This window comes from Bartonella sp. MM73XJBT, from assembly GCF_028618465.1.
Lineage (GTDB): Bacteria > Pseudomonadota > Alphaproteobacteria > Rhizobiales > Rhizobiaceae > Bartonella.
The window spans coordinates 1-11,483 of the sequence record NZ_JAQISY010000012.1 but is presented as its reverse complement, the minus strand read 5'-3'; the positions used below and the strand labels follow the sequence as shown (position 1 = coordinate 11,483).

At 39.6% G+C, this 11,483-nt stretch carries 12 protein-coding genes, 2 tRNA genes and 2 pseudogenes; 3 read left to right on the top strand and 13 right to left on the bottom strand.

Going from position 1 to position 11,483, the window contains the following annotated elements; all coding sequences use genetic code 11:
• Nucleotides 1–4: 4 nt before the first annotated feature.
• From nuoK to PVV69_RS05400, 12 genes are all read right to left on the bottom strand, one after another.
• Nucleotides 5–313, bottom strand: a complete 309-nt coding sequence (nuoK, locus tag PVV69_RS05455; protein WP_273721345.1) for an NADH-quinone oxidoreductase subunit NuoK — start codon at nt 311–313, stop codon at nt 5–7.
• 9 nt (nt 314–322) lie between these two features.
• Nucleotides 323–943 carry an NADH-quinone oxidoreductase subunit J gene (locus PVV69_RS05450; RefSeq protein WP_273756756.1) on the bottom strand — a complete coding sequence of 207 codons (621 nt, stop codon included), beginning with the start codon at nt 941–943 and terminating at the stop codon, nt 323–325.
• A gap of 93 nt (nt 944–1,036) precedes the next feature.
• On the bottom strand, nt 1,037–1,528 hold the full coding sequence (gene nuoI, locus PVV69_RS05445; RefSeq protein ID WP_273721347.1) for an NADH-quinone oxidoreductase subunit NuoI: 492 nt from the start codon (nt 1,526–1,528) through the stop codon (nt 1,037–1,039).
• Nucleotides 1,529–1,542: 14 nt separating this feature from the next.
• Nucleotides 1,543–2,589, bottom strand: coding sequence for an NADH-quinone oxidoreductase subunit NuoH (nuoH, locus tag PVV69_RS05440; RefSeq protein ID WP_273756778.1), 1,047 nt, complete (start codon nt 2,587–2,589; stop codon nt 1,543–1,545).
• A gap of 22 nt (nt 2,590–2,611) precedes the next feature.
• Entirely contained in the window at nt 2,612–4,681 is a 2,070-nt protein-coding gene (nuoG, locus tag PVV69_RS05435) for an NADH-quinone oxidoreductase subunit NuoG (RefSeq protein WP_273756755.1), read from the bottom strand.
• 65 nt (nt 4,682–4,746) lie between these two features.
• A complete protein-coding gene (gene nuoF / locus PVV69_RS05430; RefSeq protein ID WP_273721351.1) occupies nt 4,747–6,054 on the bottom strand; it encodes an NADH-quinone oxidoreductase subunit NuoF in 1,308 nt (435 codons plus the stop codon).
• A 147-nt stretch (nt 6,055–6,201) separates the two neighbouring features.
• Nucleotides 6,202–6,867 carry an NADH-quinone oxidoreductase subunit NuoE gene (gene nuoE / locus PVV69_RS05425; protein WP_273756754.1) on the bottom strand — a complete coding sequence of 222 codons (666 nt, stop codon included), beginning with the start codon at nt 6,865–6,867 and terminating at the stop codon, nt 6,202–6,204.
• Nucleotides 6,867–8,057 (bottom strand): NADH-quinone oxidoreductase subunit D, encoded by a 1,191-nt coding sequence (locus PVV69_RS05420; RefSeq protein ID WP_273756753.1) that lies wholly within the window; start codon nt 8,055–8,057, stop codon nt 6,867–6,869. Before PVV69_RS05420 ends, nuoE begins: the two co-directional genes overlap by 1 nt.
• Nucleotides 8,058–8,176: 119 nt before the next feature.
• Entirely contained in the window at nt 8,177–8,785 is a 609-nt protein-coding gene (locus tag PVV69_RS05415) for an NADH-quinone oxidoreductase subunit C (protein WP_273756777.1), read from the bottom strand.
• Nucleotides 8,786–8,801: 16 nt separating this feature from the next.
• Nucleotides 8,802–9,383 (bottom strand): NADH-quinone oxidoreductase subunit B family protein, encoded by a 582-nt coding sequence (locus PVV69_RS05410; RefSeq protein ID WP_273721356.1) that lies wholly within the window; start codon nt 9,381–9,383, stop codon nt 8,802–8,804.
• A complete protein-coding gene (locus tag PVV69_RS05405) occupies nt 9,374–9,739 on the bottom strand; it encodes an NADH-quinone oxidoreductase subunit A (protein WP_273721358.1) in 366 nt (121 codons plus the stop codon). Before PVV69_RS05405 ends, PVV69_RS05410 begins: the two co-directional genes overlap by 10 nt.
• A 312-nt stretch (nt 9,740–10,051) precedes the next feature.
• Nucleotides 10,052–10,128: transfer RNA gene (locus PVV69_RS05400), tRNA-Asp, on the bottom strand.
• Nucleotides 10,129–10,299: 171 nt separating this feature from the next.
• Here PVV69_RS05400 and PVV69_RS05395 point away from each other — a divergent pair.
• The 3 genes and pseudogenes from PVV69_RS05395 to PVV69_RS10050 all read left to right on the top strand — a co-directional run bounded on the left by PVV69_RS05395 (nt 10,300) and on the right by PVV69_RS10050 (nt 11,150).
• Nucleotides 10,300–10,375: transfer RNA gene (locus PVV69_RS05395), tRNA-Val, on the top strand.
• Between the two features lie 256 nt (nt 10,376–10,631).
• Nucleotides 10,632–10,877 (top strand): annotated as a pseudogene (locus PVV69_RS05390) (type II toxin-antitoxin system RelB/DinJ family antitoxin); the annotation flags it as partial.
• Nucleotide 10,878: 1 nt separating this feature from the next.
• Nucleotides 10,879–11,150 (top strand): annotated as a pseudogene (locus PVV69_RS10050) (type II toxin-antitoxin system YafQ family toxin).
• Nucleotides 11,151–11,167: 17 nt separating this feature from the next.
• Here PVV69_RS10050 and PVV69_RS05380 read toward each other — a convergent pair.
• The gene (locus tag PVV69_RS05380; protein WP_273756752.1) at nt 11,168–11,395 is read right to left on the bottom strand and encodes a hypothetical protein; all 228 of its coding nucleotides are present in this window, start codon (nt 11,393–11,395) and stop codon (nt 11,168–11,170) included.
• Nucleotides 11,396–11,483 lie beyond the last annotated feature (88 nt).

Genomic DNA, 11,483 nt, shown 5'->3' with positions numbered 1-11,483 from the left:
CAGGTTAGCCTTTCATTACATTAACATCTTCAACTGCAATAGAACCACGATTACGGAAGAAAACAACAAGAATTGCCAAACCAATTGCAGCTTCAGCAGCTGCTACTGTTAAGATAAATAAGGCAAATATCTGCCCCACAAGATCATGAAGAAATGCTGAAAATGCCACAAAATTGAGATTAACTGAAAGCAATATAAGCTCAATGGACATCAAGATAATAATGACATTCTTTCTGTTGAGAAAAATACCAGCAATACCGATTGTAAGCATCAAAGCAGAAACGATGAGATAATGTGTAATATCGATGTGCATAGCCCCCCCTTAAATGCCCTTGCCTGATTCAACTTTTTTGATTTCAATTGCACTTTCTACTGTCCGAGAAACTTGTACCGCTATAGATTGCCGCTTTACACCTGATTTATGGCGAAGTGTCAAAACAATCGCACCAATCATTGCAATCAATAAAATGATTCCAGCCGTTTGAAAATAGAAAACGTAATCTGTATAAATGATATCACCTAATGCCTGTGTATTTGTTCGCTGTGCTAGGTCTGGTGTTGGCTGTGTAATGTGTGTTTTAAGAACTGGAGAAAAATGGCTACTTACAAAAACAACAATTAATTCTACAGCGACAATACCCCCAACAAGAGCTCCAATAGGAGCATACCGAAGTGCACCACTTTTAAACTCAGCAAAATCCACATCAAGCATCATAACGACAAATAAAAATAAAACCGCTACAGCACCAACATAAACAACTAGGAGAATAAGTCCCAAAAATTCTGCCCCTGCAAGTAAAAACAAAGCTGCAGCATTAAAAAATGCCAATATTAAAAATAAAACAGAATGCACAGGATTTCGTGCAGTTACAACAATAACTGCACTTGCAAGCATAATAAAAGCAAATAAATAGAAAAATGCCGCCGCTAGATCTGTTAGCATAGGCTTCTCCTCAATTAACTACGAAATTGGTACAAAATTTTATACCAGATTACAATTTATCGGAAAAATTATCCGACACCTCAAATGATACACTTAACGATACGGTGCATCTATCAATATATTGCGAGCAATTTCTCGCTCCCAGCGATCTCCATTCATCAAAAGCTTTTCTTTATCATAATAAAGTTCTTCTCGCGTTTCTGTGGCAAATTCAAAATTTGGTCCTTCTACAATAGCTTCAACTGGACAAGCTTCTTGACAAAAACCACAGTAAATACACTTCACCATATCTATATCATAACGAACAGTTCTACGCGTACCATCATTACGCCTCGGCCCTGCTTCAATGGTAATCGCTTGTGCGGGACAAATTGCTTCACACAGTTTACAAGCAATACACCGTTCTTCTCCATTTGGATAACGACGAAGTGCGTGTTCTCCACGAAAACGTTCAGAAACAAACCCCTTCTCATAAGGATAATTAATCGTAGGCTTTGGCGCAAAAAATTGACGCATGGCTAAGAAAAAAGCACTCACAAATTCTAATAAAAGGAGTGACTTTGCTGCCTGAAAAAGACCTGACATTGTAAAAACTCCTCTTAAGCAAAACCAGTATACTTTAAAAAAGCAGCAGTTATGACAACCATTGCTAGTGAGAGAGGAAGAAAAATCTTCCAACCAAGTCGCATGAGTTGGTCATAGCGATAACGTGGCACAAACGCTTTGACCATAGCAAACCAAAAAAATACAAAACAAACTTTTAAAATAAACCAAATAACACCAGGAACCCAATTAAGCCACCAAACATCCAAAGGAGGCAACCAACCACCTAAAAATAAAATAGTTGTTAATGCACACATTAAAACAATAGCAACATATTCTCCAAGAAAAAAAAGCATGTAAGGCGTTGAAGAATATTCAACCATGTGGCCAGCAACAAGCTCAGATTCCGCTTCCACTAAATCGAAGGGAGGACGATTTGTCTCTGCAAGTGCGGAAATGAAAAATATAATAAACATCGGAAAAAGAATAAGCCAATTCCAATCAAGAAAACTATTAAAAGGAAGACCAAGAGTCGTTCCAAGCCCATGATTTTGTTTATAAACAATGGTTGTGAGATCCAATGAACCACTTATTAAAATGACCGTTACAAGTACAAACCCAATGGAAACTTCATAAGAAACCATCTGTGCTGCTGAACGAAGAGCTCCCAAGAAAGGGTATTTGGAATTGGATGCCCACCCTCCCATAATAACGCCATACACTTCAAGAGATGAAATAGCTAAGATATAAAGCAAACCAACATTAATATGGGCAATCTCCCACCCCTCATTAACAGGGATAACAGCCCACGTTGACAAAGCAAGTGTCGCAGAAACGAATGGTGCCAAAAGAAAAACGCCCTTATTCGCACCAGCAGGGATAATAGGCTCCTTAACAACAAATTTAATTAAATCTGCAAAAGACTGCAACAACCCCCATGGACCAACAACATTTGGACCACGCCGTAATTGCACAGCCGCCCAAATTTTTCTATCCGCGTAAAGAAGATAAGCAACTAAAATCAAGAGAACGACCAAAAGGAGAAGTGTTTTGCCAACTATAATGAGTAATGGTAATAGCCAAGTCATAAAGAAATCATACATCATTATTCTTTTCCCTCTGCCCCTACCCTACAGCTTGCGTGGCACGATTTTTCGCAAGAGATGAACATTCAGCCATAACTGCAGAAGCACGCGCTATCGGATTTGTCAAATAAAAGTCTCTAACCATAGAAGTAAATGCTTGCCGTTCCAGAGTAATCATATGTGAACCAAGCGCTTTAAGATTATCTATATCAGAAGGTATGATATCATCAATGGCACAAAGATGCGGATAATCATTAAAGAGTTTCTGTCTTAACTGAGAAAGGGTATCAAATGGAAGTTTTTGCCCTAAAATATCCGATAAGGCACGTAAAATTGCCCAATCTTCTTTCGCCTCACCTGGAGCAAAACCAGCCCGATTTGTCATTTGCACACGTCCTTCTGTATTCACATAAAGTCCTGATTTTTCAGTATAAGCTGATGCCGGCAAAATAACATCAGCAGCATGTGCACCATTATCACCGTGGCTACCAATATAAATTACAAAAGCTTTTGTATTGGCTAATTCTACTTCATCAGCACCAAGCAAAAATAAAACTTCACAGGTTTTAAGAATATTTGCAACCCCAAGCTCAGAAGTAAAACCAATGTCCAATCCCCCAACCGTTGATGCTGCATTGTGAAGAACTGCAAAGCCATTCCATTCCGCACTAAGAGCTCCAACACTATCAGCTAATTTGGCAAGATTTTTTACAATAGCTAAACCTTCTTTACCTGAAACAGCCCCCTCCCCAATCAGGATAAGCGGCCTTTTCGCTTCTTTTAAGACATTAAAATACGCATCTTCTCCACGAATAAGCGCACTCAATGCATCAGTACCAGTTCCAAGATAAGAATAAGGATACCGTAAGTCGACTTTCTCACCAATTAAGGCGATGGGAAACTGTCCCATCCGTTGACGCTTTAAAATACGCGCATTTAAAACAGCTGCTTCATGGCGCGGATTAGAGCCCACAATAAGCAATGCATCAGCCTGTTCAATACCTGCAATCGTTGGATTAAAAATATAACTCGAACGGCCTAATTGAGAAGATAAAGCCATTCCTCTTTGACGACAATCAAAGAGGTTAGATCCTAGTGAAATGAGTAATTTTTTAAGTGCATACATTTCTTCAATGGACGCAAGATCCCCTGCAATTGCCCCCATTTTTTCTGGTAAGGTTTTAGAAACCACCATTTTTATCTTTTCAAAAGCTTCTGTCCAACTTACAGACTGAAGTTTTCCATCTTTGCGTACATATGGCCTATCAAGGCGTTGCGTACGTAATCCATCCCAAATAAAACGTGTCTTATCAGAAATCCATTCCTCATTTACATCTTCATTTGTCCGCGGCATAATCCGCATGACTTCACGACCACGGCTATCAATGCGGATTGCACTCCCAAGTGCATCCATGACATCAATTGATTCTGTTTTACTCAACTCCCAAGGACGTGCATGAAATGCATAAGGCTTTGAAGTTAAAGCTCCAACGGGACAAAGATCAATAACATTGCCTTGCAACTCAGATGTCATGGCTTTTTCAAGATATGTCGTAATTTCAGCATCTTCACCACGACCGATCAATCCAAGTTCAGAAATACCTGCTACTTCTGTCGTAAAACGAACACAACGTGTGCAATGAATACAGCGTGTCATAACAGTTTTTACAAGTGGTCCAATATATTTATCTTCTACAGCACGCTTATTTTCTGTATATCGAGAACAATCGCGTCCATAGAGCATTGCTTGATCTTGAAGATCACACTCTCCCCCCTGATCACAGACAGGACAATCCAAAGGGTGATTGATGAGAAGAAACTCCATCACACCTTCACGTGCTTTTTTTACCATCTCTGTATTGGTAAAAATTTCTGGCGCTTCACCATTAGGCCCAGCTCGTAAATCGCGCACCCCCATCGCACAAGACGCCTGAGGTTTTGGAGGTCCTCCCTTAACCTCAACCAAGCACATGCGACAATTTCCAGCAATTGATAAAGTTTCATGAAAACAAAAACGTGGCACTTCAGCACCAGCAGCTTCAGCAGCTTGAAGCAACGTGTAGTAATCAGGGACTTCAATCTCTTTACCATCAACTTTGATATTTATCATCACTCATCCAGCCTGCGGATAATCCACTTAAATTTGCATTTCATTGCTCTATAAAACAAAAACCTCTATCCAACCGCTTCCAAAGCAGGATTTTTTCTTTGCACGACATTTCGCGTATAATCATCAATTCTACGCTCAATTTCTGGACGAAAATTACGTATCAATCCCTGTATAGGCCATGCGGCTGCATCACCAAGAGCGCAAATAGTATGCCCTTCTACCTGTTTAGAGACTTCAAACAAAAGGTCAATTTCGCGCTTTTGCGCTCTTCCTTCAACCATACGCCCTAAAAGACGCATCATCCACCCCGTACCTTCACGACACGGTGTACATTGACCACAACTTTCATGCTTGAAGAAAGCAGCTATACGCCAAATTGCCTTAATAATATCGGTTGTTTTATCCATAACAATGACACCCCCAGTACCAAAAGAAGACCCTACATCACGCATCCCATCAAAATCCATGATCGCATCAACCATATCTTCTCCACGAACGACTGGACAAGAAGCCCCGCCTGGAATAACTGCTAAAAGATTATTCCATCCGCCACGAATACCGCCTGTATGTTTTTCAATTAACTCACGAAAAGAAACACCAAGAGCTTCTTCAAATGTACAAGGTGCATTTACATGTCCAGAAACCATAAACAATTTCGTTCCAACATTATTTGCACGTCCAATTGATGAAAACCATGAAGCACCACGGCGTAAAATCGTTGGAACAACGGCAATAGATTCTACATTGTTGACGGTCGTTGGACAACCATAAATTCCCATATTGGCAGGAAATGGTGGTTTAAGCCGAGGTTGTCCCTTTTTTCCCTCAAGGCTCTCAAGAAGAGCCGTTTCTTCACCACAAATATAAGCACCCGCACCATGATGAATAATAATATCGCATGCATGCCCATATTTCGTTTTTTTGCCAAGCAAACCTGCACTATAACATTCATCAACAGCAGCTTGAAGCGCTTCACGCTCACGAATATATTCACCGCGAATATAAATAAAAGCAATATTCGCTCCCATGGCAAAAGTAGCAATTGCACATCCTTCAATGAGAGTATGGGGGTCATGGCGTAAAATATCACGGTCTTTACATGTTCCAGGCTCTGATTCATCGGCATTTACAACCAAATAATGAGGACGACCATCACTTTGTTTGGGCATAAATGACCATTTCATTCCAGTAGGAAAACCCGCACCACCACGTCCACGCAAACCTGATGCCTTGACCTCATCAATGATCCAGTCACGGCCTTTTTCAATAATCGCCTTGGTACCGTCCCAATGCCCACGCGACATTGCAGCTTTTAGTGATTTGTCTTTTAAACCATAAAGATTGGTGAAAATGCGATCCTTATCAGCTAACATACCCCACCTTTTTTTCTATTACCCGTAGCATTTTTAGCTTTTCCTCAAACGCAATTCTTAAACATTTTTTCAAAAATTTTTATTTTTCATCAAATGTTTCTGCAATGAATAAAACAATAAAATATCTTTTATCAGAAAAAATATTTACTATGCTTCCATTCCTTCTTTATCCTTTTTCTTTGAAGATTTCAGTGACTTCTTTTCTTCATCAATAAGAGAAGTTAAACCGCTAATCGGCTCCGATGATTTACGGCTATTTTGTGGACCAACCGCTATTTCAGAACCTTTTCCCGCTTCAAATGCATCAATAATTTCTTCAAGACGCTCAGCTGTAAGATCTTCATAAGTATCCTTGAAAATCATAACCATGGGAGCATTAACACAAGCGCCAAGACACTCTACCTCTTCCCATGATAATGTTCCATCCGGATTAGTAACGAAAGGATCATGATGAATTTTTTTCTGACAAACTTTAATCAATTCATCAGATCCACGTAACATACAGGGAGTTGTTCCACAAACTTGAATATGTGCTTTTGTTCCAACGGGTTTGAGTTGAAACTGAGTATAAAAAGTTGCAACCTCTAGAACTCGAATATAAGCCATGGAAAGAATCTGCGCGATATGTTCAATCGCAGCACGTGTCACCCAGCCATCTTGCTCTTGAGCACGCATGAGTAATGGAATAACAGCAGACTGCTCGCGCCCGACAGGATATTTTTCTATGGTATTTTTCACCCACATCTGATTTTCTTTTGTAAAAGAAAACTCTGTAGGCTGATAGATATCATCTGCAAGACGGCGTACGGACATTAGCGATCAACCTCCCCAAAAACAATATCAATCGAACCCAAAATAGCGGTAGCATCCGCCAACATATGCCCTCTGGTTAAAAAGTCCATAGCCTGAAGATGAGCAAAACCAGGAGCACGCAACTTGACACGATAAGGTTTATTCGTACCATCAGAAACAAGATAAACTCCAAACTCACCCTTTGGAGCTTCCACAGCAGCATATACCTCACCAGGAGGAGTATGAAAGCCTTCCGTATAAAGTTTAAAATGGTGAATAAGCGCTTCCATCGAACTTTTCATTTCGCTTCGCTTTGGGGGTACAATTTTACGATCTAAACTCGAAACTGGTCCATTTTTTTCAGTACTAAGCAAACGATTCACGCATTGGCGCATAATTTTTGCTGATTGCCGCATCTCTTCCATACGAATCAAATAACGGTCATAACAATCACTATTCTTACCTACAGGAATATCAAATTCCATTTCATCATAACACTCATAAGGTTGGCTCTTACGCAAATCCCATGCTACACCGGCTCCACGAATCATAACCCCAGAAAAACCACGCGCCCAAGCCTCATCAATACTCACCACCCCAATATCTACATTACGCTGCTTAAAAATCCGATTTGGCGTTATAAGTGCATCAAGCTTACCAAGAGCAATAAGAAACGGATCAATAAAATTGCCAATATCTTCAATTAAAGATTCTGGTAAATCTTGATGCACACCACCAGGACGAAAATAATTGGCATGAAGACGTGCTCCACACGCACGCTCATAAAAAATCATCAATCTTTCGCGTTGCTCAAATCCCCAAAGTGGTGGCGTCAGTGCACCAACATCCATTGCCTGCGTTGTTACATTAAGTAAATGATTAAGAATACGCCCAATTTCAGAAAACAAAACACGTATTAACTGCCCTCGTTTTGGAACCTCAACGCCCAATAATTTTTCAATAGCAAGTACAAAAGCATGCTCTTGGTTCATAGGAGCAACATAATCTAAACGATCCAGATAAGGGCCAGCTTGAAGATAGGTTTTTGTTTCCATTAATTTTTCGGTACCGCGATGCAACAATCCAATATGCGGATCTACACGCTCAACAACTTCACCGTCTAATTCCAGAACCATGCGCAAAACCCCATGCGCTGCAGGATGCTGCGGTCCAAAATTGATATTAAAGTTCCGAACATTGACCTCAGCCACAATAAACCCCTTGCTTTTCTAAAAAACTTGATATCAAATATTAACAAAAACTCTCATTACTAAGAACTCGATTATTCTAAGAATTTAGACTCTCATCTTAAGCCTTACCTGCTTCAATGTCATTTATTGACATCCCCTTTTTCATCACATGGTAAAACATGTTGCCCTCCTTCCCAAGGAGAAAGAAAGTCGAAATTACGCATCTCTTGTCGCAAAACAACCGGCTCATAAACCACTCTCTTTACCTCATTATCATAACGACATTCAACAAATCCAGTTACAGGAAAATCTTTGCGCAAAGGATGCCCTTCAAAACCATAATCCGTTAAAATCCGCCTTAAATCAGGATGCCCTGAAAATAAAATTCCATACATATCATACGTCTCACGCTCATACCACTCTGCCCCAGGGTAAATAGAACATGCAGAGGCAACGGGAGTATTTTCATCAGTACGCACTTTAACACGCAAGCGTAAATTCTCGCGAGGGGATAAGAGTTGATAAGAAACATCAAAACGTTTATCACGAAACGGATAATCAACACCGCTAATATCTGTAATATTAATAAACTGACAGCAAGAATCATCACGAACAAACATTAAAACGTCTGTAATTGCATCAAGACGCGAAACAATAGTCAATTCACCAAATGCCAGAATGGTTTCTTCAAGCTTATCACCTAATCTACTTTTCAAATAGGTAGCAAGTTCAACCAATGTTTCATTCATCATAACAATGAGCCCCCTATCGCTCTATAGAACCAGTACGACGGATTTTTTTCTGTAACAATAATATACCGTACAGCAATGCCTCCGCCGTAGGAGGACACCCTGGAACATAAATATCCACAGGCACAATACGATCACAGCCACGTACAACTGAATAAGAATAATGATAATATCCACCACCATTTGCACATGACCCCATAGAGATCACATAACGTGGCTCTGGCATTTGATCGTAGACTTTTCTTAAAGCCGGTGCCATCTTATTTGTTAGAGTACCCGCTACGACCATCACATCTGATTGGCGGGGTGAAGCGCGTGGTGCATATCCAAAACGCTCATTATCGTAGTGAGGCATGGAACACTGCATCATTTCGACAGCACAACAAGCCAAACCAAAGCTCATCCACATGAGAGATCCGGTACGCGCCCAAGTGATTAAGGCATCTGCTGAGGTAACTAAAAATCCCTTATCTGATAATTCAGCATTCACATCACGGAAGAACTCGTCATCAGCACCTATCAACTTGCCCGTATTGGGATCAATAATCCCTTTTGACTTTGGAGCAATCATCATGGAATTGTCAGATATTAATCCCATTCAAGAGCTCCTTTTTTCCATTCATATATAAATCCGATAGTTAAAAGTGCTAAAAACACAATCATTGACCAAAAGCCAAAAATCCCTATCGAACTAAACGAAACTGCCCAAGGAAAAAGAAAAGCAACTTCAAGATCAAAAATAATAAACAAAATTGATACTAAATAAAAACGAATATCAAACTTCATGCGCGCATCATCAAACGAATTAAACCCGCATTCATAAGCCGATAATTTTTCTGGATCAGGAGAACGATAAGCCACAATATAAGGCACAATTAAAAGAACCCCCGCAATAACTGCTGAAACAATGATAAAGATCAAAACCGGTAAATAAGAGCTCAATAAATGAGTCATAATCTGCTTCCACCTTAAATGAAATGATATGAATTAACGTAATCACTCCACATTATTAAATCAAATAGAAATTATTAATTGCTCTATTAATCCCGCTCGTATGATTTTAATGACATGTTGGGCGGCACTTTTCCTATCGACATAGGTAACGCAGAGCAAAAAAAGACGCAAGCCTTATTCTTATAAAGCACATAAAAAGAAGAAAAATCTCTATTTTAAAGAGTACTCTAAAGCTAACACTTTACGGCTATATATTCTGCATACAAAGGCATTTTACTCAATAAAACAGGATTTGATAAAGAAACTTAGAAATGGCGCGAGTGACGGGGCTCGAACCCGCGACCTCCGGCGTGACAGGCCAGCACTCTAACCAACTGAGCTACACTCGCACATTCCAAACCAATTTATGATTGGTATAAGCGGTCGTGTAAGGGGTTCATTCATTGATGTCAAGCAAACTTATGCATTTTTTAAAAAAAATCGTCAAACATCATCTTTATTGTTGCGTTTACAATTTTTTTTCCTTAAAGAGTGCTCATTCAATTGCTGATCATTGCATTGGGCGATTAGCTCAGCTGGTAGAGCGCCTCGTTTACACCGAGGATGTCGGGAGTTCGAGTCTCTCATCGCCCACCATTTCATTTTATATGACAAATAAGCTATTGGTTTCTCACACCTTTTTTAAGGTTAGGGATGTTTGAGTAAAAGTGACGAAATAGGATTTTCTAATATAGCTTTAATTATTGCGAATCAGAACTTCTTTTCGAAGTGTTTTTTTAGCCGTACCAAATATCCAGAGGGTCTCTAATTTTAGAAATTAACTTGAGGCTATAATGTAGCTACTCCACAATAGCCATTAATGCATTGGAGGATACTATGAGAAAGCCGATTTTCAGTTGTTCGGGCCCGCATTCCCACTGAAATGAAAAAACAAGCAATGATTACCTTAGAACGTATGGGATTAAGCGCATCAGATCTTATCCGCATAACATTCTTGCGTGTAGCTGAAGAAGGTTGTTTGCCTTTTGATATTAAAGTACCTAATCGTATCACACGCAAAGCTATAAAGGAATTAGATGAGGGTAAAGGTGAGATGTTTAAAGACGCTGATGCCTTATTTAAAGACTTAGGAATCTAATATGCTGTTTCCTGTTCGTTCAGGACAATTCAAACGTGACGTGCGCAAGGCGGAAAAACGCGATAAAATATGAATAAACTGCATACACTATTGAGCTTACTGATCGAATAGAAACCATTACCAAGACATTATTGCGATCACCCACTAAAAGGTGATTGGGCTGGTTGTCATGATAGTCATTTCAAACCAGATTGGTTGCTAATTTATCGGATTGAAGGTGAAAAATTACATCTTATTTGGACTGGGACACACTCTGACCTTTTTAAGGAGTAATAATGGCTAAAAAAGCTCTAACTCTTCGTGAGCCATTTTTTACAGTGTGAGAGAATATTGTCTAGCGCCTCCATAAAACGAGCTAAATCGATTACAAACATGAAGACAATAAGGGCAATCCACTTCATAAAGCGTAACATCATCTTTATGCCTTGGTACGTTTCTATCATCTCATGAAGAAGCTGTTGTTCCGTTTCTGTCAGTTGTTTTGTGTTATCTTCTTTCTTGACCATCTTTCCAACCACATACCTGTGCTCCCTGTTGATTATGCTTTAAAATATCTCTTGCTAGATTGGGACTGATGACCAGAACATCTTGTTTATCCAAATAAAT